The organism is Bradyrhizobium shewense (assembly GCF_900094605.1).
GTDB lineage: Bacteria > Pseudomonadota > Alphaproteobacteria > Rhizobiales > Xanthobacteraceae > Bradyrhizobium > Bradyrhizobium shewense.
This window is the reverse complement of record NZ_FMAI01000021.1, coordinates 109,507-134,244: the sequence shown is the minus strand read 5'-3', so window position 1 is coordinate 134,244 and position 24,738 is coordinate 109,507. Positions and strand designations below refer to the sequence as shown.

At 66.5% G+C, this 24,738-nt stretch carries 20 protein-coding genes, 1 tRNA gene, 2 pseudogenes and 1 riboswitch; of the genes and pseudogenes, 13 read left to right on the top strand and 10 right to left on the bottom strand.

Annotated elements, in window-relative coordinates; translation table 11 throughout:
- A pseudogene (locus tag GA0061098_RS31825) lies at positions 1-309 on the top strand (IS481 family transposase); the annotation flags it as partial.
- A 44-nt stretch (positions 310-353) separates the two neighbouring features.
- On the opposite strand, the gene GA0061098_RS31820 reads toward GA0061098_RS31825, so the two are convergent.
- The 4 genes from GA0061098_RS31820 to GA0061098_RS31805 all read right to left on the bottom strand — a co-directional run bounded on the left by GA0061098_RS31820 (position 354) and on the right by GA0061098_RS31805 (position 4,362).
- A tRNA-Thr gene (locus tag GA0061098_RS31820) sits at positions 354-429 on the bottom strand.
- Positions 430-529: 100 nt separating this feature from the next.
- Complete coding sequence (locus tag GA0061098_RS31815) at positions 530-2,302, bottom strand: heme biosynthesis protein HemY (RefSeq protein WP_091965410.1); 1,773 nt, start codon at positions 2,300-2,302, stop codon at positions 530-532.
- 36 nt (positions 2,303-2,338) lie between these two features.
- On the bottom strand, positions 2,339-3,550 hold the full coding sequence (locus GA0061098_RS31810; RefSeq protein ID WP_091965409.1) for a COG4223 family protein: 1,212 nt from the start codon (positions 3,548-3,550) through the stop codon (positions 2,339-2,341).
- A gap of 65 nt (positions 3,551-3,615) precedes the next feature.
- A complete protein-coding gene (locus GA0061098_RS31805) occupies positions 3,616-4,362 on the bottom strand; it encodes a uroporphyrinogen-III synthase (RefSeq protein WP_091965408.1) in 747 nt (248 codons plus the stop codon).
- A gap of 150 nt (positions 4,363-4,512) precedes the next feature.
- On the opposite strand from GA0061098_RS31805, the gene tsaD reads away from it, so the two are divergent.
- From tsaD to GA0061098_RS31790, 3 genes are all read left to right on the top strand, one after another.
- A complete protein-coding gene (gene tsaD / locus GA0061098_RS31800; RefSeq protein WP_091965407.1) occupies positions 4,513-5,586 on the top strand; it encodes a tRNA (adenosine(37)-N6)-threonylcarbamoyltransferase complex transferase subunit TsaD in 1,074 nt (357 codons plus the stop codon).
- Between the two features lie 2 nt (positions 5,587-5,588).
- The gene (locus tag GA0061098_RS31795) at positions 5,589-6,569 is read left to right on the top strand and encodes an NAD(P)H-dependent glycerol-3-phosphate dehydrogenase (protein ID WP_091965406.1); all 981 of its coding nucleotides are present in this window, start codon (positions 5,589-5,591) and stop codon (positions 6,567-6,569) included.
- 117 nt (positions 6,570-6,686) lie between these two features.
- Positions 6,687-7,100, top strand: coding sequence for an EVE domain-containing protein (locus GA0061098_RS31790; RefSeq protein ID WP_091965405.1), 414 nt, complete (start codon positions 6,687-6,689; stop codon positions 7,098-7,100).
- Between the two features lie 76 nt (positions 7,101-7,176).
- On the opposite strand, the gene GA0061098_RS31785 is transcribed toward GA0061098_RS31790, so the two are convergent.
- Positions 7,177-8,271, bottom strand: coding sequence for an adenylate/guanylate cyclase domain-containing protein (locus GA0061098_RS31785; protein ID WP_165637727.1), 1,095 nt, complete (start codon positions 8,269-8,271; stop codon positions 7,177-7,179).
- Positions 8,272-8,372: 101 nt separating this feature from the next.
- Between GA0061098_RS31785 and GA0061098_RS31780 the strand changes: the two genes are divergently transcribed.
- Positions 8,373-8,816 carry an SRPBCC family protein gene (locus tag GA0061098_RS31780; RefSeq protein WP_091965403.1) on the top strand — a complete coding sequence of 148 codons (444 nt, stop codon included), beginning with the start codon at positions 8,373-8,375 and terminating at the stop codon, positions 8,814-8,816.
- Between the two features lie 117 nt (positions 8,817-8,933).
- On the opposite strand, the gene GA0061098_RS31775 is transcribed toward GA0061098_RS31780, so the two are convergent.
- A complete protein-coding gene (locus GA0061098_RS31775) occupies positions 8,934-10,103 on the bottom strand; it encodes a DNA topoisomerase IB (protein WP_091965402.1) in 1,170 nt (389 codons plus the stop codon).
- 402 nt (positions 10,104-10,505) lie between these two features.
- On the opposite strand from GA0061098_RS31775, the gene acs reads away from it, so the two are divergent.
- Both acs and GA0061098_RS31765 read left to right on the top strand, forming a co-directional pair.
- The gene (gene acs / locus GA0061098_RS31770; protein ID WP_165637725.1) at positions 10,506-12,452 is read left to right on the top strand and encodes an acetate--CoA ligase; all 1,947 of its coding nucleotides are present in this window, start codon (positions 10,506-10,508) and stop codon (positions 12,450-12,452) included.
- A 432-nt stretch (positions 12,453-12,884) separates the two neighbouring features.
- Positions 12,885-13,400, top strand: a complete 516-nt coding sequence (locus GA0061098_RS31765; RefSeq protein ID WP_091965401.1) for a L,D-transpeptidase — start codon at positions 12,885-12,887, stop codon at positions 13,398-13,400.
- Positions 13,401-13,455: 55 nt separating this feature from the next.
- On the opposite strand, the gene GA0061098_RS31760 is transcribed toward GA0061098_RS31765, so the two are convergent.
- Positions 13,456-14,046: a thermonuclease family protein gene (locus GA0061098_RS31760; RefSeq protein WP_091965400.1), complete on the bottom strand. Its 591-nt coding sequence runs from the start codon at positions 14,044-14,046 to the stop codon at positions 13,456-13,458.
- Between the two features lie 43 nt (positions 14,047-14,089).
- Positions 14,090-14,290, bottom strand: coding sequence for a DUF1674 domain-containing protein (locus GA0061098_RS31755; RefSeq protein ID WP_091965399.1), 201 nt, complete (start codon positions 14,288-14,290; stop codon positions 14,090-14,092).
- 189 nt (positions 14,291-14,479) lie between these two features.
- Between GA0061098_RS31755 and GA0061098_RS31750 the strand changes: the two genes are divergently transcribed.
- The 3 genes from GA0061098_RS31750 (at position 14,480) to purH (ending at position 19,459) form a co-directional block, all read left to right on the top strand.
- Positions 14,480-15,826 (top strand): RsmB/NOP family class I SAM-dependent RNA methyltransferase, encoded by a 1,347-nt coding sequence (locus GA0061098_RS31750; RefSeq protein WP_091965398.1) that lies wholly within the window; start codon positions 14,480-14,482, stop codon positions 15,824-15,826.
- A gap of 156 nt (positions 15,827-15,982) precedes the next feature.
- Positions 15,983-17,701, top strand: coding sequence for a heparinase II/III family protein (locus GA0061098_RS31745; protein WP_165637724.1), 1,719 nt, complete (start codon positions 15,983-15,985; stop codon positions 17,699-17,701).
- A 58-nt stretch (positions 17,702-17,759) separates the two neighbouring features.
- A riboswitch (ZMP/ZTP riboswitch) is annotated at positions 17,760-17,841 on the top strand.
- Positions 17,842-17,866: 25 nt separating this feature from the next.
- Positions 17,867-19,459 (top strand): bifunctional phosphoribosylaminoimidazolecarboxamide formyltransferase/IMP cyclohydrolase, encoded by a 1,593-nt coding sequence (purH, locus tag GA0061098_RS31740; RefSeq protein WP_091965396.1) that lies wholly within the window; start codon positions 17,867-17,869, stop codon positions 19,457-19,459.
- A gap of 209 nt (positions 19,460-19,668) precedes the next feature.
- Here the strand turns inward: purH and GA0061098_RS31735 are convergent, their stop codons facing one another.
- Positions 19,669-21,054 (bottom strand): MFS transporter, encoded by a 1,386-nt coding sequence (locus tag GA0061098_RS31735; RefSeq protein ID WP_091965395.1) that lies wholly within the window; start codon positions 21,052-21,054, stop codon positions 19,669-19,671.
- A 100-nt stretch (positions 21,055-21,154) separates the two neighbouring features.
- Between GA0061098_RS31735 and ggt the strand changes: the two genes are divergently transcribed.
- Positions 21,155-22,906 (top strand): gamma-glutamyltransferase, encoded by a 1,752-nt coding sequence (gene ggt / locus GA0061098_RS31730; RefSeq protein WP_091965394.1) that lies wholly within the window; start codon positions 21,155-21,157, stop codon positions 22,904-22,906.
- Positions 22,906-23,142 (top strand): annotated as a pseudogene (locus tag GA0061098_RS31725) (MFS transporter); the annotation flags it as partial. The gene ggt and the pseudogene GA0061098_RS31725, both read left to right, overlap by 1 nt.
- A gap of 126 nt (positions 23,143-23,268) precedes the next feature.
- Here GA0061098_RS31725 and GA0061098_RS31720 read toward each other — a convergent pair.
- On the bottom strand, positions 23,269-23,934 hold the full coding sequence (locus tag GA0061098_RS31720) for a glutathione S-transferase family protein (RefSeq protein ID WP_091965393.1): 666 nt from the start codon (positions 23,932-23,934) through the stop codon (positions 23,269-23,271).
- Between the two features lie 177 nt (positions 23,935-24,111).
- On the opposite strand from GA0061098_RS31720, the gene GA0061098_RS31715 reads away from it, so the two are divergent.
- On the top strand, positions 24,112-24,708 hold the full coding sequence (locus GA0061098_RS31715) for a DUF2239 family protein (protein ID WP_091965392.1): 597 nt from the start codon (positions 24,112-24,114) through the stop codon (positions 24,706-24,708).
- Positions 24,709-24,738: the final 30 nt, after the last annotated feature.

The following is a 24,738-nucleotide window of genomic DNA, read 5'->3' as shown; positions in this document are numbered from 1 at the left end:
CTCGACATGAAGCGCCCGGCAGATCTCTACACCGCCTCAGCCCGCCACTACGAGGGTTTGCCGGAACTGGCCTATCCCTTTCACGATCGCGACGTCGTCGTCACCTCCTGCGGGCGCCTCTGCCTCCACCGCAAGAGAATCAATATCTCCCTGGTGTTGGCCGGCCAGAAGCTCGGCATCAAGGAGGTCGACGAGGGCATTTGGCTCGTCAGCTTCATGCACTATGATCTTGGATATTTCGACCTGGAGCAGAAGACCCTGCAGCCCCTCGACAACCCGTTCGGCACGAGGTTGTCACCCATCTCTTAGGTACGATGCGTTACCCATCTCTTCGGGCTGGACAGCTGAGGCGCTGGTGCCGCAAGAGGGATTCGAACCCCCGACCCCGTCATTACGAATGACGTGCTCTACCAACTGAGCTATTGCGGCGAACCCTGCCGGGGCCAAGGCGATGCCGGCCCCGATACGCGCGCTCCTGATATCGGGCATGGCCCGAATTGGCAAGGACAAGCCGGGTTCGAAATGCGGCTCACGCGCCCCAGCGGGACCAGAATCCGCGCCAGCCGCCGGCCTGGGCCTTGGGTGTACCGATTTGTTCCGTAAATTCATCGCTCGGACCCTCGTCATCGATCCCGGGATCGTCGGGGGCCCGGACGATCGGGATGACCGCGGGAATCGGCGCTGGCGCGGGTTTGCCGAGCTCGGCACGGCTCCGGAACACCGGTGTCGGCGCCGGCGGCGGTGATTCGGCGGGCTCGGGGGCCGGTTGGGCCGTCTCGGCAGGCGTAACCGCTGGCTCGTCCTTGAGGGTTTCCTTGGCGTTTTCTTTGGCGGCTTCCTTGGTCTCAGGGGGCGAATTGTCCTGAGCGGCCGGTACTGGGGCTGGGGCCGTCACGACCGGTTCCGCCGCGCTGTCGCTTGGAGCCACCGTCACCCGCTTCGGCGGCGGGGCCGCCAGCATGGCCTCCTCGAAGGCCGAGGATTCGATCATGGACCCCTTGTCCGAAGGCAGGCTCGCGACCGGGGTCTGCCACTGGAACGCATCGAGCCGGCCGGTGACCGGCGAGACCGGGCGCCAGCGGTCGCTGACATAGCCGTCGGCAGTCCACGCCGGGTCGTGGCGAGCGCGCACCGCGCGCAAGGTCCAGGCGCGGGCACGGCCGCTATCGCCATGCTCGGCACGCTCGATCTCGGCCATCAGCAGCGCGACGCGCTGGGTCGGATCGCTGAGATAAGGCGCGAGCACTTCGCGCCCGCGGGCGAACTCGGAGGCGTCGATCGCGGCGCGCGCGATCGCGAGCTGGCCCTCGACATGACCGGGCTTGTCGGCCGACGTCTTGGCCGCGAGCGTCTCGACCCGCTGCAAGCGATGCCACGCGGTATCGCCGAGCTTCACATGGGCATAGGCATCCGCGAGATCCGGATGCGGATTGGCGAGCCAGGCGGCTTCCACCCGCTTCATTGCGCGGCGCACCTGATGTGCCTCGCTGTCGAATTTTGCGGCGAGCACGGCCGCGGGCACCAAAGTCGGCGCAAGCTTGACCGCCTCCATCACGCTCTCGCGCGCGACGTCGCGGTCCATGGTTGCCAATTCCAGCGCGCGTGCGGTGAGCAGCACGCCGCGCTGGCGGCGATAGGCCTGCTTGTCGATCAGGCCTGCGGACAAATTCGAATCGAGGATCGCGAGCGCGCCGCTCCAGTCGCCGCGCGCGCAGCGGAAGCCGAGCACCGCTTGCGAGGCCCAGGTTGAGGACGGCGACAGCTTGATCGCTTCCTCCGCGATCATCACGGCGCCGACCGCATCGTCGGCGCGCTGCGCCTCGATGAACAGGCCGCGCAGGCCGAGCAGGCGCGTGTCCTCACGCTCGGCCATGGCACGGAAGACGCGCTGCGCCTCGTCGCGATTGCCTTCGAGCTGCGCCGACTGCGCATGCAGGAGCAGCGCGAGCGGATCATTCGGGGCATGCCGCCGCGCCGTTTCCGCGTGCCGGCGGGCGAGCGCGGTGTCACCATGACCGATCGCGAGCAGGCCGTGGGTGATGGCGTGGCGGCCCCGCGCGTGGCGCTTGTCATGGCGACGGCGGCGCAGACGCCCCGGCGTGCGCCAGATCGTCGTCACGATGCTCCAGACCAGCACGACGGCCGCGGCAAACAGGCCAAGCAGGAACACGAATTTGGGAAGCGTGGTCGAGGCGCGGAAACTGCCCGCAGTCAGCACGAGATCGCCGGGCTGGTCGGCAACCCAGGCCGCGCCGGCCGCCGCCAGCGCGATCAGGACAAGGAAGAGGACGATGCGAAGCATGGCGATCCCTATACGCGCTTAGTATTGCGCGAACCTTTATTGAGCAGGCTTGGCGAGATCCGCCATGGCATCGTCGGCGAACTTGCGGGAGGCGGCGAGCGCAGCGTCGCGGGCATCGGCCTTGTCGAGCCAGGCCTGTGCCGGTGCACGATCGGCCTCGGCCAGCGTCTTGAGCTCGCGCCGCGCTTCCACGAAATCATTGCGAAGCGCCGCGGCCGTCACCCGTGCGACGATGGCGCCCCGATCGTTGCCGACCCCGTCGGTGCGCTCGATGCGGACGAGTTTCGACGCTCCTGCCTGGAGCCGCTCGACGATGCCCGTGCCGCTGGTCTGGGTTTCCGCCGGCGGCGACAGCTTTGGCACGATGTTGAGCAGCTCGCGGCTCAGCGCCACCGGCGTCGGGATGCCTGACGCGGCAAAGGTATCGAGCGGCTTCAGCATATCGGGCTTTGCCGCCATCACCCGCGCTGCGGCCAATTGCGACTCGTAAGCATCGCCGTGACGAACGGCGACGTCGAGCAGCGCCGCCGCCACCACATGGCGCAGCGGCTTGTCGTCCACCTTCTTCGCATCGGCGATCTTCTCGCCCTGCTGCGCAAGCTCGGCACGTTCGGTCTTGCTGGCGCGCTCGAGCTGGGCGATGCGGTCGCTCAGAGCGGCGAGGTCGGGCGCGGCAGTGCGCGGCGCCGATTTCGCATCGTTCAATGTGCTCGCGGTCTTGTCGAGCTGCGTACGCAGATTGGCGACGTCGCTGCGCAAGCTGCTTGCGAATTTCTCCAGCGCGTCGATCCGCGCCGCCAAGGCGGGATCGGCGGTGGGCTTGCCGGCCTTGGCTTCGACTGCCGCAACGCGACCGCTCAGCGCATCGACCGCCGCGCTCGTGACTTGCGGGGCGGCCGGCGGCGCCTGCACGGCGGGCCAGCCCAGCATCCAGCCGACTGCGATCACGACCGCCGCTGCGACAGCGCCGGAGAACGGCGCAATGACCCAGGGCGACATCGGCGCGGACACGGGAGCAGGCGCAACCGCGGCCTGCGGCTCGGTCCGCTCCGGCTCTGCGTCAACCTGGTCGGATTTTGCCTGCTCAGGCTCGGCGTGCTCCGGCGCCGGCGGTGCCTCGGGCTCGACCACCGCCTCCTGCGGCTGGGTCGAGACTTCGGTGGCTTCGAGGTCGATGGTGGGCGGAGTGCGCTTGGCACGGCCGGACTCAGGAGCCAATCCTGCGTCTTCAGGCTTGTCGTCGGCCATCGTGACGGTTCCTCACACTTCCATACGCGGGACGGACCCGATTACGTCGGATTCGGCTCGACCTCTTACGCCAAACGGGTGCGCAACGCACGCTCCAAGGTGGTAAATAAGGCATTTTCGTCCGGTGTCGCAGCCACCAGAACCTGCGACGCGCCGGCATCGCGCAGCACGCTGGCAACGGTCTCGGACAGGCAGCATTGCGGTATTGCCAGCGCCGAGATTTCGACGCCCTCGTCCCTGGCCGCATCCAGGAACGCCCGGGCGCTGCGCCGGGAGTAGTGCAGCACCGCCTCGACGCCGTGAGCGGCAAAGCCCTCGCAGACCTCGCGCGGCAGATGCTTGACCGGCGCCATGCGATAGGTCGTCTGCGTGACCACGCTAAACCCCTCCGCACCGAGCTCGCCGCCGAGATCGCGCGACAGATCCGCGCCTGCGAGATACAGCAGCGTGCTCTTTTTCTTCAGCACCTTGTCGCGTGCGCTCTGCATCACCTTGTCGCGCAAGGAAGCCGCATCGCCGCCGGCGACGATCACCTCGGCAAAGCCGGCATCGCGCGCCGCAGCAGCCGTGTGCTCGCCGACAGCAAACAACGGCAGCTCCAACAGACCAAGATCCCGCAATTGTGGCGCGACGGCACGGATCGCGTTGGCCGATGTGACGAGGATGGCACCGTAGGGAGTTTCACTCTCGTCATGGAAGGCGACCGGCTCGAACTTCAGCACCGGCGCAAGCAGCACCGCAAGCCCCCGCGCACGCAGGCTTTCCGCCGTCGCCTCATTGTCGGGATGCGGCCGTGTGACAAGGATGGACATCGCTGGTGTTCCCGAACCAAATGGCGGCGACGCATTCGTGAGGAAGCCGCGCGTGGCGATTGCGCAATCTGGCCCCGGAATGCTACCGGACGTACCAGAACTCTGCTTTACGGATGAGCGCAAGGGCGCAAATTGGATAACAATTCGCCAATGCTGGTACTGGGCATCGAAACCACCTGCGACGAGACCGCCGCGGCGGTGATCGAACGCTCGCCTGACGGCGGCGGCAGGATCCTGTCCAACATCGTGCGGTCGCAGATCGAGGAGCACGCCCGCTTCGGCGGCGTGGTGCCGGAGATCGCCGCCCGCGCCCATGTCGACCTGCTCGACGGCATCATCGCGCGCGCGATGCAGGAGGCCGGCGTCGGCTTCGCCCAGCTGGACGGCGTCGCGGCCGCGGCGGGGCCGGGCTTGATCGGCGGCGTCATCGTCGGGCTCACCACCGCGAAGGCGATCGCGATGGTGTACAACACGCCGCTGGTCGCGGTGAACCATCTGGAGGCGCACGCGCTGACGCCGCGCCTCACCGACGGAATCGAATTTCCCTATTGCCTGTTCCTCGCCTCGGGCGGCCATACCCAGATCGTCGCGGTCACCGGCGTCGGCCAATATGTACGGCTCGGCACCACCGTCGACGATGCGATCGGCGAGGCCTTCGACAAGGTCGCGAAGATGCTGGGCCTGCCCTATCCCGGCGGCCCGCAGGTCGAGCGCGCGGCGGCAAGCGGCGATGCCGCGCGCTTTGCGTTTCCGCGGCCGATGCAAGGGCGTCCCGATGCCAATTTCTCGCTGTCGGGATTGAAGACGGCAGTCCGCACTGAAGCGAGCCGGCTAGGTGAGATCACGGCGCAGGACATCAGCGATCTCTGCGCGAGCTTTCAGGCCGCCGTGCTGGATTCGACCGCCGACCGGCTGAGCGTCGGCCTCAGGCTGTTCCGGGAAAAATTCGGCGCGCCGCGCGCCCTGGTCGCGGCCGGCGGCGTCGCCGCCAATCAGGCGATCCGAGGCGCCCTCGATGAGGTCGCACAGCAAGCCGGGACGCAACTGATCATGCCGCCGCCCGCGCTCTGCACCGACAACGGCGCGATGATCGCCTGGGCCGGCGCCGAACGCCTCGCGCTCGGCCTGACCGACACGATGGAAGCGCAGCCCCGCGCGCGCTGGCTGCTCGACGCCAACGCAACGGCGCCGGCCGGCTACGGCAAGACCCGGGCGGGATACTAGCCATGACCACGTTCCAATCCGTCGCGGTGATCGGGGCGGGTGCCTGGGGCACGGCGCTGGCGACCGTGGCGGCGCGGGCGGGGCGGAGCGTCACACTCTGGGCACGCAATGCCGAGCATGCCGCGCGGATCGCCTCGACACGCGATAATCCGCGACTGCCCGGGGTGCAGATTGCGCCGGAGATCGTCGTGACCAGCGATCTGGCGCTCACCGCGCGCGCCGACATGTTGCTGATCGCAACACCGGCGCAGCATTTGCGCGGCGCCGTCAACATGCTGGCCTCGCATCTGACAAGGCCGATGCCGATCGTCGCTTGCGCCAAGGGCATCGAGCACGGCACCCATAAATTCATGACCGACGTGATCGCGGAGGCCGCGCCGCACGCCCAGCCCGCGATCCTGTCAGGTCCCAGCTTTGCCGACGATGTCGCGCGCGGCTTGCCGACAGCGGTGACGCTGGCGGCGAAGGACGAGGCGCTGGCGAGCAGCCTGGTGCAGGCCCTGGGTTCGCCGACGTTCCGTCCCTATCACTCCACGGACATCCGCGGCGTCGAGATCGGCGGCGCGGCCAAGAACGTGCTTGCAATCGCAGTCGGCATCGCGGTCGGGCGCAAGCTCGGGGCCTCCGCCCAGGCAGCGCTGACGACCCGCGGCTTTGCCGAGCTGACACGCCTCGGCCGCGCGCTCGGCGCACGCAGCGAAACGATCACCGGCCTGTCCGGCCTTGGCGATTTGATCCTGACCTGCTCGAGCCCGCAATCGCGCAATTTCGTGCTTGGCCTTGCTTTGGGCCGCGGCGAACAGCCGCCTGCGGGCAAGCTTGCCGAGGGCGAGTTCACCGCGCCGGTGCTGATCGAACTCGCAGCTTCGCAAAACGTCGAGATGCCGGTATCAGAAGCTGTCGCGTCGATCCTGAGCGGCCGAAGCACGATCGACGCCGCGATCTCGACGCTGATGACGCGCCCCTTCAAGGCAGAGGAATGACGTCTTCTCGTCATGCCCGCGCTTGTCGCGGGCATCCACGTCTTGATATTGAATTGATGGCAGAGACGTGGATGGCCGGGACAAGCCCGGCCATGACGAATGGATAGGACGCGCGCGATGAACTACTGGCTGGTGAAATCCGAACCGTCGGTGTGGTCCTGGGACCAGCAGGTGGCGAAGGGCGCCAAGGGCGAGGCCTGGACCGGCGTGCGCAATTACACCGCGCGTCAGAATCTCGTCGCCATGAAGAAGGGCGACAAGGCGTTCTTCTATCATTCCAACGAGGGCAAGGAGATCGTCGGCATCGCCGAGATCATCAAGGAAGCCTATCCCGATCCGACCGACAAGACCGAGAAATTCGTCTGCGTCGACATCAAGGCCGACAAGCCGTTGAAGACGCCGGTGACGATGGCCACGATCAAGGCCGAGAAGAAGCTGGCCGACATGGCGCTGGTGAAATATTCGCGCCTGTCGGTGCAGCCGGTGACGGCGGAGGAGTGGAAGCTCGTCTGCAAGATGGGCGGGGTTTAGCCGCAGGTGCTGTAGCCCGGATGAGCGAAGCGATATCCGGGAGCACTGGCCCGGCATGTCGCTTCGCTCATGCGGGCTACGATATCGGAGCTTGCGCATCCGGCAGCGCAAACACCTCGCACGGCGCAGCCATGCCGCGCAGCGAATGCGATCCGAGCGCGACCAGCGGCATGTCCGTTTCCGCGGCGAGCACGCCCGACACCAGCACGGTCCTGCCGAGCGGCTTGCACAAGCCTTCGAGCCGACTGGCGAGATTGACGGCGGGTCCGATCGCCGTGAAGTCGAGCCGGTTGGCGGCGCCGATATTGCCCCACAGCATCTCGCCCAGATGGAGCGCAGCACCGAATGCCAGCGGTGGCAACCCTTGAGCGCCGCGCTCCTTGTTGAGATAGACCATGCCGGCCTCGGCCGCGCCTGCGGCACGCAGGGCGGCATCGCACGCGCGGCGCGGGGATGCCTCGACCACCGGAAAGATCGCGAGCACGCCGTCGCCGATGAATTTCAGCACCTCGCCGCCAAAGGCGTGAACGGCGCCGGCGATGCGGTCGAACCAGGCGTCGAGCGCGCCGATGACCTCTCCAGGCGGTGAAGTTTCCGACAGGGTGGTGAAGTTGCGCAGATCGGCATAGAGCAGCGCGGCCTGAATGGTCTCGCCGAGATCGCGCCGCAAGGGCGCCGCCAGCACCCGCTCCGCGCTGCGCTTGCCGAGATAGGCATCTAACGTCGCGCGCAACGTGGCGCGCGCGGCGAGCACGGCGAGGGGCGTCGCGACAAAACGCGCAGCCTGGCGCAATTGCCCGATGTCGTCGGCAGTGAAGGGACGCGGTCCGATCCAACAAAGCTGCGGCCCATCGGGCCGTCCGACGATGTCTTCGTGCACCTCGCCGCGCGCGATGTCGCGCAGCCAGCGGCGGCCGGCATCGTTGGGCGGATCGGGCGCCAACCCGCCCGGCGCAAAACCAAGTGCTTCGATCACCTGGCCGCCATCGGCACGCCACAACCAGGTCCGCTTCGCGATCAGCGGATGCGGCACCTCCAGCGTTAGGGCGCCTGCCGCAAGCGGCACGCCGTCGGCGACGAGATGCGCGCCGAGTTCCGCAAGCAGGCGGTCCGCTCCGGCGCTATCCGAGGCGGCATCGACAAGCCAGGCGAGGGTCGAGGAGAGCTGCATGGCTCGATCATGGCCAAGGTGGGCCGTCTTTGTCACGGGCAATCCTTGACGCGCCGCTATGGCGCCGCCATGTGCCAATGGCAGCGAAGGGATGATCGCCGATGACCGAACCGTTCATAGTGCGACGCGAGACCCAGATCGCCGCACCGCGCGCCACCGTTTTCGCCTATCTGACCGACCCCGAGAAAATCCTGAGCTGGATGGGCTCCGATGCGACCACCGAGCCGCATCCCGGCGGGCTTTATCTGCTCAAGGGCATCGGCCCCCGCAGCGGCGTCGCCCGCGGCGCCTTCCGCGAGGTCGTGCCGGTGCATCGTCTGGCCTACACGTTCGGATGGGAAGGCGGCCAGGAAGTACCGCCCGGCTCGAGCCTGATCGAGATCGACCTGATCGAGCGCGACGGCGGCACGCTGCTGCGCATGACCCATAGCGGCCTGCCGAGCGAAGCGCAGGCCGCCGCGCACGCGACGGGGTGGGCGCATTATATGGAACGGCTCACGACCGCAGCCGCAGGCGGCGATCCCGGTCCGGACATGGGTGTGTAAGATAAGAAGTAGCTCTCGTAGGGTGGGCAAAGGCGCGCTCTTCGCGCAGTGCCCACGACCTTTCACCATGAGCTAATGGTGGGCACGCTTCGCTTTGCCCACCCTACGGCAGTGTCGTTACACCGCGGCGGTCGCGACCACCTGCGCCAGAAGCTGCTCGCGCCGCGCCTGCGAGCGCTGGCCCTTCATGGTCGCGGCGAAGCGCTCGAGGATGCCATCCTCGAACGCGGTGACAATGGTGTCGTGGACGTAGCTCTTGCGGCAGATCGCCGGCGTGTTGGAGAGCTTGTCGGCAGCGGCGCGGATTGCGTCCAGCACCTGCTTCTTGCGGCCGCGCTGGCTGGTCGCCGGTGTGATCCGCGACAGCGATTCCACCACGACCGCGGACGCCATCAGCGTACGGAAATCCTTGAGCGAGATCTTGATGCCGGCGATCTCGCGCAAGAACGCGTTCACCTGCGTGGTGTTGACCGCGCGCACGATGCCATAGGCATCGCGATACTGGAACATGCGCTTGCCGGGGACGCCCTGCAAAATGCCGATGGCGCGCACCAGCTTGGCCGCATCGCACTCCTTGCGCACCGCCTTGCCGCCCTTCGCCTTGAAGGTCAGCACGAAGCAATCGTCCTCCAGCGTGACGTTGGACTTCAGCAGCGTGGTCGCACCGCGGGTGCCGTTGAGACGGGCATAGGATTCATTGCCGGGGCGGATCGCAGTGCGGGCGATCAGCTCGATCACGGCCGACAGCGCGAATTCACGCGTCGGCTCGTCGCCCGACAGGAACGCCGAGACCTTGCGCCGGATCTTTGGCAGCGCGCCGACGAGCTTTTCCAGGCGATGCGCCTTGCGGTGCTCGCGGACCTTCTCCCAATCGGCGTGATAGCGATATTGCAGCCGGCCCGCGGCATCGCGTCCCACGGCCTGGAGATGCGAGCTCGGATCGGACGAATAGCGCACCTCGCGATAGGCCGGCGGCACCGCCATGGCGTGCAGCCGGCGGATGGTGCGGGCATCGCGGATATGCGCGCCGTTGGGGCGGACGAAGGAATAGCCCTTGCCGCGCCTGATGCGGCGGATGGTCAGCTCGTTCTGGTCGCCGAGCCGCAGGCCGAGCTCCTTGGCGAGCGCCTCGACCGTCGCCGCGGGCGCCGTGTCGAACGCCTTTTTCGGGCTCGGACGCCTGAAAGGGCCAAGTTTCGGCCATTGTCCGAGGGCTTTGGCCAGCGCAATGGCCGCAGGATCGGCTGAAGCGGGCCGTATCGTCCCGAGATTCTGCTGATCCATCATAGCCTTATGCCTTAGCCCTGTCTGTTACCGGTCAATGCCGCTGTTCTGATTTTTGTTCCGAAGGGTCTCTTTGGACCCGGGTTGGCCATTTAGGGTGTTCCGAACCGTATTGCGAGTCCCGAATCAGTGAGAGGTGGTTCCTAAATACCTCTGCTGATGCATGAGGGCCCTGCGCGGGCCCGTTCCGCGGATCTCGGTAAAGGCCCCCGAAAGCCGCCCGCCGGCTTGTTTCAGATCTGCGACAGTCGCAGCAGGTGGCCTTGATCCTCCGCATGGCGGGCCGCCCGCCGAAGGTCCAGCTTGTGCTCCTTGTCGGGCCCGGTTAGCCCGACGCATAATCAGTCAATGATCAAGTCGGCTCGCCGGTCGCCAGCGTTCGGCCTGCCGTATGTGGAGGGAAGCATGTCCGAGAAGATCTACGACGTCCCGGCGGAGTGGGCGAAGCGCGCCTGGGTCGACCAGGCCAAGTACAAGGAGATGTACGCGCGCTCGATCTCGGACCCGAACGGTTTCTGGGCGGAGCAGGCCAAGCGCATCGACTGGATGCACGCGCCGACGAAAATCGAGAATGTCTCCTTCGCCCCCGGCAACATCTCGATCAAATGGTTCGAGGACGGCATCCTCAACGTCGCCTACAACTGCATCGACCGCCATCTCGCCAAGCGCGGCAACCAGACCGCGATCATCTGGGAAGGCGACGATCCCTCGCAGTCCAAGCACATCACCTACAAGGAGTTGCACGACGAAGTCTGCCGGATGGCCAACATCCTGCGCACCCGCAACGTCAAGAAGGGCGACCGCGTCACCATCTACCTGCCGATGATCCCCGAAGCAGCCTATGCGATGCTCGCCTGCGCGCGCATCGGCGCGATCCACTCCGTGGTGTTCGCGGGCTTCTCGCCGGACAGCCTCGCCCAGCGCATCAATGACTGCCAGTCCAAGGTGATCATCACCGCGGACGAGGGCCTGCGCGGCGGCAAGAAGGTGCCGTTGAAAGCCAACGTCGACGCGGCGCTCGCCAAGGCCGACGGCGTCGACTGGGTCGTCGTGGTCAAGCGCACCGGCGGCCAGATCGAGATGAACCCCTCGCGCGATCTCTGGTACCACGACGCTGCAAAGATGGTGACGACGGAATGCCCGGTCGAGCACATGCACGCCGAGGATCCGCTGTTCATCCTCTACACCTCAGGCTCGACCGGCCAGCCCAAGGGCGTGCTGCACACCTCTGCCGGCTATCTCGTGTTCGCCTCGATGACGCATCAATACGTCTTCGATTATCACGACGGCGACATCTACTGGTGCACCGCCGACGTCGGCTGGGTCACCGGCCATAGCTACATTCTCTATGGGCCGCTCGCCAATGGCGCGACGACGCTGATGTTCGAAGGCGTGCCGAATTACCCGGATAATTCCAGATTCTGGAACGTCATCGACAAGCACAAGGTCAACATCTTCTACACCGCACCGACCGCGATCCGCGCGCTGATGCAGTCGGGCGACGAGCCGGTGAAGAAGACATCGCGCGCCTCGCTTCGCCTGCTCGGCTCGGTCGGCGAGCCCATCAATCCGGAAGCGTGGGAGTGGTATCACCGCGTCGTCGGCGACGACCGCTGCCCGATCGTCGACACCTGGTGGCAGACCGAGACCGGCGGCATCCTGATTACCCCGCTGCCGGGCGCGACCAAGCTCAAGCCGGGCTCGGCGACGCAGCCGTTCTTCGGCGTGGTGCCTGAGATCGTCGACGCCGACGGCAAGGTGCTGGACGGCGAGACCTCGGGCAATCTCTGCCTGACGAGGTCCTGGCCCGGCCAGATGCGCACGGTCTACGGCGATCACGCCCGCTTCGAGCAGACTTATTTCTCGACCTACAAGGGCAAGTACTTTACCGGCGACGGCTGCCGGCGTGATGCCGACGGCTATTACTGGATCACCGGCCGCGTGGACGACGTCATCAACGTGTCCGGCCACCGCATGGGCACCGCGGAAGTCGAGAGCGCGCTGGTCGCACATGAGAAGGTGTCGGAGGCCGCGGTCGTCGGCTTCCCGCACGACATCAAGGGCCAGGGCATCTACGCCTATGTCACCTTGATGGCCGGCGTGCAGCCGACCGAGGATCTGCGCAAGGAGCTCGTCACCTGGGTGCGCAAGGAGATCGGTCCGATCGCATCCCCGGACCAGATCCAGTTCGCGCCGGGCCTGCCCAAGACCCGCTCGGGCAAGATCATGCGCCGCATCCTGCGCAAGATCGCCGAGGACGAACCGGGCAGCCTGGGCGATACCTCGACCCTGGCCGATCCCGCCGTGGTCGACGATCTCGTCAAGAACCGGCAGAACCGGAAGCCGGCGTAAACGAGCTCTCGTGCCCCGGACGCAGCGTAGCGCGCACTTCGCGGTGCGCTGCTGAGCCGGGGCCCATCGAGCCGCGCACGAAGAGAAGAACTGGGTCCGCTCTGCGCCGCACCGCTCCGCGCTGCGCCTTGTCCGGGACACGAGACTGCCTTTCGCACCGAGGCCCCGAAATAACAGCCGTTCACACCCTCACGACTTGTCAGGGCGCGCGCCGGCGCGGCCGCATCTTTCCCGCCGAGTGTTGTTTTCAGGTCATTTACTTTATTTCGAACATTTCCTTTGTTCCCCCTGCTGGCTGGCCCTTGGCGGCCGTGCGTGGAAACCAACCGGTTAACGGGCGCGGTTAAGAATGTCCCCTGAAAGGACGTGGCAAGCTGGCGATTGCCGGTTCTGCGTAATTTTGGACGATCCGTTCGGGCTAGGGGAAAATCGATGTCGATAAGGATTGCTGTGGCGCTCGCCGCCACCATCGGGGCAGGGGTCTTGATGTCGACCGCGGCGCAGGCGCGGCCGGAAATGGTTGGGGCGCATCTGGCCGACTATTCGCCGGGCACGATCGTGGTCAAAACCAGCGAGCGGCGGCTCTATCTCATCCTCGATAACGGCCACGCCGTGCGATACCCGGTCGGCGTCGGCAAGTCGGGGAAGCAGTGGGCCGGCACCACCCGCATCGACGGCAAGTACCGCAATCCGGCGTGGTCTCCGCCCGCCGAGGTGAAGCGCGACAAGCCGAGCATCCCTGACGTCATTCCCGGCGGCTCGCCGCGCAACCCGATGGGCGTCGCGGCGATGACGCTGGCCGGCGGCGAATACGCCATCCATGGCACCAACGTGCCGGGCTCGATCGGCGGCTTCGTCTCCTATGGCTGCATCCGCATGCTCAACGACGACATCACCGATCTCTACGGCCGCGTCTCGGTCGGCACGACGGTGGTCGTGACGCGCTGATCGCCGGGATCAAGGCAAGACAAGAAAAAGGCCGCGTCCGGGGACGCGGCTTTTGTTACCAGAAGCGCCAGCTGCGCGCGCACCAGCCGTCGCGATGGCCGCCATTGTAGCTTCGCGCAAAACCGCCGGCGAGCAATGCCGCCGAAACGTTCGCAGTCCGCCGGGTCGCGACGTCGGCGAGAACGCGGCCGTATTTGTCGGGGCCCAGATTGGCGATCGTCACGTCGCCCTGGCCGAGCAGATCGCGCAATGCGCGGGCCGCGGCTTCGGCCTTGTCCTGCTCGTCCCGGCAAGACGCTTTCATCTCGGGCGCGTCGATGCCGCGCAACCGAACCCGCACGACGAGATCGCGGCCGCCGCGCTGACGAACGCGCGCGAGAAAGGTGTCGCCGTCGATGGTGCGAATGACATCGACCGGCTCGCGAACATCGGGATGGCCCGCCTGCTCGAGAACGATCTCGGCGTTCCGCGCGCGGTCGCCATCGGCATCCGGAACAAGCCAGCCCATTCCATGGCGAAAGGTGAGCACGACGGCCAGCGCGATGCCCACCACGAACATCCACGGCAATAATCCGGAGAAGCGCCGACCGAACGGCGAGCCGCTGTATGACGTCCGATATGGATGGCTGGGGTCGAAGCGCGACATCGCGCGACGCTATGGCTGAGTCGGCCGAGCCTGCAAGAGCGACTCAGAAGTCGGAAGCAATGCCCTTGCGCTCCCAGTCGCCGTAACGGGTGGGCTCAGGCCCCTTTGGTCCCTGCAACTCCTTGGGCGCGGCTTCCGCATGCGCCTTCGCTGCGGCCTGCCGGCGCGCCTCGGCTTCGGCCAGCGCGCGCTGGGCTGCCGGCGTGAGCTGCTTGCGGTCGGAAACGGGAGGCTGGTCACTCATCGCCAGGCTTTCTAGCGCAGGACGAGCCGCAACGCGATGTCCAATAACGCATTCCTGAAATCGGCCCGGAAGGGCTGAAAAAGCCGGAAGCGATTCTTACATTTGGCATATTCGCGTGCCAGAGATTGGGTTCTCAAGGCATGCGCCCATTGCGGCGGAACTGCCGCTCGCTCAGAACCTTGCTTCCGCATGCCATCTCAACGTTTCGCCCCTCCGTCCGAAGTGCCCGGTCTCGCGGCACGACGGATTGCCGCCGACATCGTCGACGGCGTGCTGCACAAGCACCGTACGCTCGACGACCAACTCGACGGCAGCGGCGCCCATCCCGGACTGAAGACGCTGGCCGACCGCGACCGCGCGCTGATGCGGCGCCTGGTCGCCACGGTGCTGCGCCGGCTCGGCACGCTCGGCCATGTGCTGTCCCGCCTGCTCGACAAGGGCATTCCCTCCGATGCGCCGCGCGCGCAAAGCGCGCTCCTGATCGGTGCGGCGCAGATCCTCTGGATGGACGTGCCGGATCACGCGGCCGTCGACCTCTCCGTTCGCCTGGTGCAATCCGACCGGCGCGCCGCGCGCTATGCCGGCCTCGTCAATGCCGTGCTGCGCCGCTGCGCGCGCGAGGGCACGGCGCTGGTCGAGGAGGTCGCCGCGCAATCGCTGGATCTGCCGCCATGGCTGCTCGCGCGCTGGAGCGCGCATTATGGCGAAGCAACCGCAAGGGAGATGGCACTGGCACTCGGCCACGAGCCTTCGCTCGATCTCACGGTGAAGTCCGATGCCGCGCAATGGGCGAGCCGCCTGCACGGCGAGACGCTTCCGACCGGAACGGTGCGGATGCTGCTGCACGGCTCGGTGACCATGCTGCCCGGCTTCGCCGAGGGACAATGGTGGGTACAGGACGCCGCCGCCACGCTGCCGGCCCGGCTGTTCGGCGACGTCAAGGGCAAGTCCATTGCCGATCTCTGCGCCGCCCCCGGCGGCAAGACCGCGCAGCTGGCGCATGCCGGCGCGCAGGTGACGGCGATCGACCGCTCGCCGGCCCGGGTGACGCGACTGCGTGAAAACCTGGCGCGGCTGTCGCTCCAGGCCGAGACCGTCGTCGCTGACGCCGTGGAATGGGCCGGCCCTGCCGAAGGCTTCGACGGCATTTTGATCGATGCGCCCTGCACTTCGACCGGCACGATCCGCCGTCATCCCGATGTGGCGTGGCTGCGGCAGGAATCCGATGTCACCGCCATGACGGTGCTGCAGCAGCGACTGCTGCGAAAATCGGTGTCGTTGCTCAAGCCGGGCGGCACGCTGGTCTACTGCACCTGCTCGCTGGAACCCGAAGAGGGCGAGCAGGCGGTGGCGACGCTGCTGGCGAGCGAGCCTGCGCTTCGCCGCGTCCCGATCGAGGCGTCGGAGGTCGCGGGCCTGGACGAAATCATCACAGGGGACGGCGATCTGCGCACCCTGCCCAGCCATCTGCCGAACGCCGATCCCAAGCTCGGCGGGCTCGACGGATTTTTCGCGACCCGGCTCGTTAAATCCTGATTTTGCACCGGATTTGCGACCGCGACGCTGATTCTCACACGTTCAAGGTGGTGTCAGACGTCCGATTTTGGGATTAATAGGGATTCGTCGGAATCCTCTCCCCCTTCAAGGCAAAGCGTGTCGGTCGCTCAACGCAGACGTATCTCGACGCTGGTCATGAACCGCTTCGCGCGGAACATGCTCGCGCGCGCGAGCGGCGGTTCCGTTGCGCTGTCGCGGGTCTGGCCCGGCCGCACCGATCGGCTGATCATCGCGCCGCACGATCTGCGCACCGCGGATGCGACTCGCGCCGCTGAAATCTATGCCGGCCGCTTCGTCTTCGCCGGCAAGATCGTCAATTGCCACGGCCGTTCGATCTTCGATCTCGAGCCGCCGTCGGAGGATTGGGAAGTCGCGCTGCTCGGCTTCGGCTGGCTGCGCCATTTGCGCGCCGCCGACACTGCGCTGACACGGGCGAATGCGCGCGCGCTGATCGAGGACTGGATCGCCAACCCCGCCAACAAGCGCCGCCCAGTCGCGCGCCGCGCCGACGTGCTGGCCCGGCGCGTGATCTCGCTGCTGTCGCAGGCGCCGCTGGTGCTCAACGAGACCGACAACAAGTTCTACCGCCGTTACCTTCGCGCCCTCGCGCGCGAGATCCGCTTCCTGCGCTACACCATGGTCAACATTCCCGACGGGGTGCCGAAGCTCCAGGTGCTGATCGCGCTGTGTTATGCGGCCTTGTGCCTCGCCAACCAGGCCGGCCAAATCCGCAGCGCATCGAAAAAGCTGTCGGACGAATTGCAGCGGCAGATCCTGCCCGACGGCGGACACATCTCCCGCAATCCGGGCGCGCTGATCGACCTCCTGATCGACCTGCTGCCGCTGCGGCAGACGTTTGCTGCGCGCAACATCGCACCACCGCCGGCGCTGCTCAACGCGATCGACCGCATGATGCCGATGCTGCGCTTCTTCCGCCACGGCGACGGTAACTTCGCGCTGTTCAACGGCATGAGCGCGACATCGTCCGACCTGCTCGCCACACTGCTTGCCTATGACGACACTCACGGCGCGCCGATGGCGAACATGCCGCATACCGGCTTTCAGCGCCTCGATGCCGGCCAGACCACTGTGATCATCGACACCGGCCCGCCGCCGCCGGCCGGCGTCAGCCACGACGCCCATGCCGGCTGCCTGTCGTTCGAACTGTCTTCCGGCATCAGCCGCATCGTCACCAATTGCGGCATGCCGACCACCGGCCGCGACAATTGGCGGCCGTTCGCCCGCGGCACCGCGGCGCATTCGACGCTGACCTATCACGATACTTCGTCGTGCCAGTTCGTCGAGATGTCGGCGATGAAGCGCCTCTTGCACGGCTCGCCTGTTACCAGCGGGCCCGTCGAGGTCGAGAGCTATCGCGAGATCGTGCAGAACGGCACGCTGCTCACGACCTCGCATGACGGCTATCTTTCCAAATTCGGCGCGATCCACCGCCGCGTGCTGATGATCGCCAATGACGGCGCGCGCATCGACGGCGAGGACACGCTGTCGCCGCCGCAGGGCGGACGCTTCAGGGGCGCCGACGCTGACTTTGCGCTGCGCTTCCATCTGCATCCGGCAGTGAAGGCCAGCCGGCTGTCGGATGCGCGCGGCGTCATGCTGGTGCTGCCGAACCGCGACGTCTGGACCTTTGAGGCGCTCGACGACAAGGTCGATCTCGAGGACAGCGTGTTCCTGGCCGGCAATGACGGGCCGCGCCGCACCGCCCAGATCGTGATCCGGCAGGACGCGCGCCAAGCGCCCTCGATCCGCTGGAGCTTTATCCGCTCCACGGCATCGCCGACCGTCACCAATGCCCGCCGCAACGCCCGGCGCGAACCGGAACTTCCGCTGTAAACGCGCGGAATCGGCCCCATCTGATCGTTGTGAAGCACGCCGAAAACTGCTATCGAGCCCTCGCTCGCGCGACTGGCGACCTTGGATGGAGCACCATCGGGAAGCGCGACACATATCTGCCGCGCGCCTGGGCATAGACACTCCTTAAGACAGAGGATCTTGCTCATGACTGACCATCCCCGCCGCGTCACCCGCGCGCTTCTTTCCGTCTCCGACAAAACCGGCCTGATCGAATTCGCAAAGGCGCTCGCCGAGCATGATGTCGAGCTAGTCTCGACCGGTGGCACTGCGAAAGCAATCGCCGCGGCCGGCCTCAAGGTGAAGGACGTATCCGAGCTCACCGGCTTCCCCGAGATGATGGATGGCCGCGTCAAGACGCTGCATCCGAAGGTGCATGGCGGCCTGCTCGCAATCCGCGACAACAAGGAACACGCGGACGCGATGAAGGCGCACGGCATCGCGCCGATCGATCTTCTCGTCGTCAATCTCTATCCGTTCGAGGCGACCGTCGACAAAGGCGCCGGCTTCGAGGATTGCATCGAGAACATCGACATCGGCGGCCCCGCGATGATCCGCGCCGCCGCGAAGAACCATGACGACGTCGCCGTCGTGGTCGAGGCAGATGACTACAAGGCGGTGCTCGACGAGCTCGCCGCCAACAAGGGCGCGACCACGCTGAAACTGCGCCGGCGGCTTGCTGCGAAGGCCTATGCGCGCACCGGCGCTTACGACGCCGCGATCTCGAACTGGTTCAATCGCCAGCTCGAGATCGACGCGCCCGACTTCCGCGCCTTCGGCGGCAAGTTGATCCAGTCGCTGCGCTACGGCGAGAACCCGCACCAGACTGCGGCGTTCTACGCGACGCCCGACAAGCGCCCGGGCGTCTCCACCGCCCGGCAGCTCCAGGGCAAGGAGCTCTCCTACAACAACATCAACGACACCGATGCGGCCTATGAGTGCATCGGCGAGTTCGACGCCAAGCGCACCGCGGCCTGCGTCATCGTCAAGCACGCCAACCCCTGCGGCGTCGCGGAGGGATCAAACCTCGTCGACGCCTATCGCAAGGCGCTGGCATGCGATTCCACCTCGGCCTTCGGCGGCATCATCGCGATGAATCGTCCGCTGGACGCGGATACGGCCCGCGAGATCACAAAAATCTTCACCGAGGTGATCATCGCGCCCGACGCCACCGAGGAGGCGATCGCCATCATCGGCGGCAAGAAGAACCTGCGGCTGCTGCTCGCCGGCAGCCTGCCCGATCCGCGCGCGCCCGGCCTCACCGCCAAGACGGTCGCCGGCGGCCTGCTGGTGCAGAGCCGCGACAACGCCGTGGTCGACGACATGACGTTCAAGGTCGTGACCAAGCGCGCGCCCACGGACGCGGAGATGCGTGACCTCAAGTTTGCGTTCCGAGTGGCAAAACACGTCAAGTCCAACACCATCATCTACGCCAAGGATCTCGCCACCGTCGGCATCGGCGCCGGCCAGATGAGCCGCGTCGATTCAGCCCGGATCGCCGCGCGCAAGGCGCAGGATGCGGCGAGTGAGCTGAAACTCGCCGAGCCGCTCACCAAGGGCTCGGTGGTGGCGTCGGATGCATTCTTCCCGTTCGCCGATGGCATGCTCGCCTGCATTGAGGCCGGCGCCACCGCCGTGGTGCAGCCCGGCGGCTCCATGCGCGACGACGAGGTGATCAAGGCCGCCGATGAGCACGGCATCGCCATGGTGTTCACGGGCACCCGGCATTTCCGGCACTAAGTCGCGGTTGTCGTCCCGGACAAGCGCAGCTCCGGGCAACGCGTAGCGTTGTCGAGAGCAGAGCGCCGATCCGGGACCTCCGCGCGAGCGCTTGCGCTCGTCGCGATCACCACAGGAAGAAGTCTGGTTCGCGGTATTGGCCGCGTCGCGCCAACGAGAGATCGCGCGGTATGGGTCCCTGTGTTCGCAGGGACGACGGCGAGAGGTAGCTAGTCTTTCACCCGCCTCAACAACCCCAGCCCCGCGACGAAGAACACCACCAGCACGGCCATGCCGGCCTTCTGGCTTGCGGTCACCGCGGTGATCATGCCGATCAGCAACGGTCCGATGAAGGACGTCACCTTCCCCGTCAGCGCAAACAGGCCGAAATACTGCGCGATGCGGTCCTTCGGTGCGAGGTGGATCAGCAGCGTGCGTGAGGCCGCCTGGAGTGGACCACCGGCCGCGCCAATGAGGCAGCCCAGCACGAGATAGGCGCGCTCGGCCGCGCTCGAGAACAAGGGAGCGTCTGCTTGCGGCGGCGCGACCTTTATGAACAAAACACTGTCCTTGTCGACCAGGAGAATTGCCGCCACGGACAACAGCAGCACGAGCAAGCTGCCGGCGATGACGCGCTTCGGCCCGAGACGATCATCCAGCTTGCCGCCGAACCATGCGCCAAATGCGCCGGCAATCGCGAGCATGATGCCGAAGGTGCCGATCTGGATTGTGTGCCAGCCGAAGGTGCCCGCGGCATAGATGCCGCCAAAGGCGAACAGCGACACCAGACCATCCGTATAGATCATATTGGCGAGCAGAAATGCCGCCAGCGATCTCTGTTGCGGCAAGCCTCTGATCGATTGCCTCAGCTCCGACAGCCCCTCGCGCAAGGCCTCGCGCACCGGGCGCTTCGCCGGATAATCCGGCGTGAACAGGAACAGCGGTGTCACGAAGACGATGAACCACAGCCCGGTCAGCGGGCCCACGATGCGATCGCCCTGATGGCTGACCGGATCGAGCCCGAACAGCGGCGTGAAGCCCAGCAATGTGCGGCCGGTCTGCGGGTTGGCCGCGAGGAAGCCGAGCACGATGATCAGGCTGACGATCCCGCCGACATAGCCGGTGGCCCAGCCGGTGCCGGAGAGCCGTCCAATCCGCTCCGGCGGCACCAGCGTCGGCATCATCGCATTGTTGAAGAGGGTGGCGAATTCCGCGCCGACGCTGGCAAGCGCGACCGCGGTGAGCAGGGGCGGAATGATGGAGGGATCGCCGGGCTTGCCGATCCATAGCGTGCAGGATGCCGCCACCAGCAGCGCACCGAACCCCGCGATCCACGGCTTCCGGCGGCCCGAGGCGTCTGCGATGGCGCCCAGCACCGGCGACATCAACGCGATCGCAAGGCCCGCGGCCGCCATCGCAAATCCCCACAGCGATTGGCCGGTGGCGGCGTTCGGCGCAATGCTGGTGGCGAAATAGGGCGCGAACACGAAGGTCGTGATCAGCGTGAAATAAGGCTGCGCGGCCCAGTCGAAGAAAATCCAGCTGACGACGGCGGCGCGCGGCGGATAGGTCCGCGCCACGCCGGCCATGCGCACATCTGGGAAGATCGTCGTCATCACGCAGTCCTCATCACGAACAGTTTTGCCTCTCTTGGGGCAAACCGTATAGCATTGCAGCGAGGCATGTGAACTGGTTCGAAGCCACGGCGGAAGCTTGATGATGTCGTCATATTCGACAAGGCGGACATTTTTCGCCTTCATAGCCGCCCTGGCGTTTGGTCTGTCACCGGCAGCCGCCCAGGATGCGCGACGGGCCTATGTCCCAGCCGCGCCTGACACGGTGCGCGCCGTCGCCGCCGAGCACGGCATGGTCGTCGCGCAGGAGAAGATATCCGCGCAGATCGGTGCCGATATCCTGCGGAGCGGCGGCAATGCGGTCGATGCCGCGGTCGCGACCGGCTTTGCTATGGCCGTGACCTATCCGCGTGCCGGCAATATCGGTGGCGGCGGCTTCATGGTGATCCATTCCGCGGACCGCAACGAAGACATCACGATCGATTACCGCGAGACGGCGCCGGCGGCGACCACGCCGCAAATCTTCCTCGGCGCCGACGGCAAGCCTGATATTGCGAAGTCACGGGATTCCGCGCTCGGCGTCGGCGTGCCCGGCACGGTTGCGGGCCTCGCTTTGGCGTTGGAGAAATACGGCTCGGGGCAATTCACGCTGGCGCAATTGCTTGCGCCCGCGATCGCGCTCGCCCGCGACGGCTTCGCCGTCGGCGACGATATGGCCGACACGCTGCCTACCTGGCACCGGCGGCTGGCACGCTGGCGCTCCTCGGCGAAAATCTTCTCGCGGCCCGATGGCACGCCGCTGGGCGAAGGCGACAGGTTAGTGCAGGGCGATCTCGCTGAAACGCTCTCGGCCGTCGCCGCACAGGGGCCACGCGGCTTCTATGAGGGGCCGGTCGCGGAAAAGCTCGCCAAGGCCGTGACCGACGCCGGCGGCATCATGACGCCCGCCGATTTGAAGGCCTATCAGGCCGTGATCCGCGCGCCGGTGCGCGGCACTTATCGCGGCTATGACATCGTGTCGATGCCGCTGCCTTCGTCGGGCGGTGTCGTGCTGGTGGAGACGCTCAACATCCTCGAGGGCTTTCAGCTCGCCGATCTGAAGCAGGGATCGCCGGCATCGCTGCATCTTCTGATCGAGGCGATGAAGCGCGCCTACGCAGATCGCGCGCGCTATCTCGGCGATCCCGCCTTCGTCAACGCGCCGATCGAGACGCTCGTCGCGAAGGACTACGCCGCCAAGCTGCGCGCCGGCATCTCCGCCGAACGCGCCACGCCTTCGAAGGAGCTCGTTTCCGCGGCTCCCTCGCCGCGCGAGGGCAGCAACACCACGCATTTCTCCGTCGTCGATTCCAGCGGCAACGCCGTCAGCAACACCTATACGCTGAACTTCAGTTACGGCGTCGGCCTCGTTGCCGACGGCACCGGCGTGCTGCTCAACAACGAGCTCGACGATTTCACCGCCGCCATCGGCGCCTCCAATGCCTACGGTCTCGTCGGCTTCGAGGCCAATCTGCCGGGCCCCGGCAAGCGGCCGCTGTCCTCGATGTCGCCGACCATCGTGCTGAAGGACGGCAAGCCGGTGCTGGTGACGGGCTCGCCCGGCGGCAGCCGCATCATTTCAAGCGTGCTGCAGGTCATCGTCAACGTGCTCGACTACAAGATGGATGTTGCGGCCGCCGTCGCAGCGCCACGGCTGCATCACCAATGGTTGCCGGATGAAGTCCGTGTCGAGAGCGGCTTTCCCAGCGGTGTTCTGGGCGAGCTGAAGGCGATGGGCCACGTCATCGTCGAGCCGATGGGGCAGACGTCGGCCAATTCGATTGTCGTGACACCCAACGGGCCGCTCGGCGCGCCCGATCCGCGCACGCGCGGCGCAGAAGCTGCGGGGCAGTAATCGGCGCGTTCCTGACCGAGCTCTATCCGACGCGGCTGCGCGGCTCCGGCCAGGGCTTTTGCTACAATTTCGGCCGCGGGATCGGCGCGCTGTTTCCGTTCCTCGTCGGCGCGCTTTCGGCGACGACGTCGCTTGCGAATGCGATCGCGATGTTCGCGGTGGTGGCTTATGCGGTGTTCTTCATCGCCGCGTTTGCACTGCCGGAGACGCGCGGACGCGTGCTGCACGCGGATTGATTTGAATGTCATCCCTTGGCACGCGAAGCGTGAACCCGGGATCTCGCGCCACGATCTCGAGATTCTCAGGTGCGCAATTGCGCACCATAGTTCGCCCTTCGGGCGCCCCGGAATGACGGAGGCTAACTACCGCCCCACCTGGTACGGCCCGCCCTTCTCCAGCGCGCGCGCATATGCCGGGCGCGCGTGGATGCGCTCGAGAAACGCCATCGCCTTGGGATGGCCCTGCTCGAGCCCGCCGCGCGCTTGCGCCGCTTCCAGCGGAAAGCTCATCTGGATGTCGGCTGCGGTGAACTCGTTGCCGGCAAACCACTCGCTCTTGCCGAGCTCGCCTTCCCAGTAATCCATGTGCTGCTTGAGCTGCGGATTGACCAGCGTGGTGAGCGCCTGGTTCGAGACCTTGCGCACCAGCGGACGAAGCAGCGCGGGCGCGCGCTTCGGCATCAGCGTGAACAGCAGCTTCAGCAACAGCGGCTGCATCGCGGACCCTTCGGCATAATGCAGCCAATAGGTGAAGCGCAGCCGCTCCGGCGTGTTCGGCGGCGGAATCAGCCGGCCGTTGCCGTAGGTCGCGATGAGATATTCGATGATCGCGCCCGACTCGGCGATGGTGTTGCCGTTGTCGGTGATGACGGGCGACTTGCCGAGCGGATGAATGGCGCGCAGCTCCTTCGGCGCGCGCATGTCCGGCTGGCGCTGATAGCGCACGATCTCGTAGGGCACGCCCAACTCTTCGAGCAACCACAGCACGCGCTGCGAGCGGGAATTGTTGAGGTGGTGAACGGTCAGCATCGGCGAGGTCCCCAAGTCAAGGCGTGGTGGCAAGGCGTAGTGGCTAGGCGTGCTCAGTCGCGGCGCCGTTCGTGCCAGCCCGGGATCACAATGTCGAGCCATCAGGACGGATGTTTTCACCCGGGTATATTGACGCCGGCAATTTACCCGGGTATTAAATGACCCAACGTCGTCAAAATGGCAATGATTCCAATGCAGAAGATTTTCACCGCCTTCCAGGGGCAGCGCCGCCTGGTGTCTGGGCCGGCCGGCGAGGTCGCGCTGGTCGTCAAGCGGGTGGCGCACCGGCCGGACGAGCCAATCATCATCTTCGAGGACGGCACGGGCCGATCGATCGACTTCGATCTGCGCGGCGGGGATCGCGAGGTGCTGGCGCGGTTGGCCAAGCTCGTGCCGCCCCCGGTCGAGGAGAGCACGCCACCGAGCGAGCCGCGCGGGCGCGGCCGGCCGAAGCTCGGTGTGGTCGCGCGCGAGGTGACGCTGCTGCCGCGACACTGGGAGTGGCTCGGCACGCAGCCGGGCGGCGCCTCGGTCGCGCTGCGCAAGCTCGTCGACGAGGCCAGGCGCGCTAGCGGCGACAAGGACCGCGAGCGGCAGGCGCGCGATGCGGCCTATCACTTCATGTCGACCATCGCGGGCAACCTGCCGCAGTTCGAGGAAGCCTCGCGCGCATTGTTTGCCGATGATCGGCGACGCTTCACCGGGCTGATCGCGGACTGGCCGACCGATATCCGCGACCACATCGTCAAGCTCGCCTACAGCGACCGCGCTTAAGGCGCGCGCTCTCTCACGTTCCCATCGACG